Source organism: Streptococcus sp. GMD4S, assembly GCF_000296955.1.
Genome location: NZ_AJRE01000422.1, coordinates 1 through 536 on the forward strand (window position 1 = coordinate 1; position 536 = coordinate 536).

Sequence of the window (536 nt, forward strand, 5' to 3'; positions counted from 1 at the left end):
AGAAGTAACAGTCAAACATGAGAGTTCAAGCGGTATGTGGATCAATATCCTTGTCTCTGTTGTGCCATTTGCTATTCTTTTCTTCTTCTTATTCTCTATGATGGGAAATATGGGAGGAAATAGTGGCCGAAATCCAATGAGTTTTGGACGTAGCAAGGCCAAAGCTGCTAACAAAGAAGATATCAAGGTACGATTTTCAGATGTTGCAGGTGCCGAGGAAGAAAAACAAGAATTAGTTGAAGTTGTTGAATTCCTAAAAGATCCAAAACGATTTACCAAACTTGGTGCGCGTATTCCTGCGGGTGTTCTTTTAGAGGGACCTCCGGGAACAGGTAAGACCTTACTTGCTAAGGCGGTTGCTGGAGAAGCAGGAGTTCCATTCTTTAGCATCTCAGGATCGGACTTTGTAGAAATGTTTGTCGGAGTTGGGGCTAGCCGAGTTCGTTCACTTTTTGAGGATGCAAAAAAAGCAGCGCCAGCCATCATCTTTATCGATGAAATTGATGCCGTTGGTCGCCAACGTGGTGTCGGTCTTG

The 536-nt window shown here is 43.8% G+C and carries 1 protein-coding gene; it reads left to right on the forward strand.

Annotated elements, in window-relative coordinates; genetic code table 11:
• Positions 1-536: AAA family ATPase (locus GMD4S_RS10295; RefSeq protein ID WP_000374943.1), on the forward strand; the 536-nt coding region annotated here is incomplete at both ends.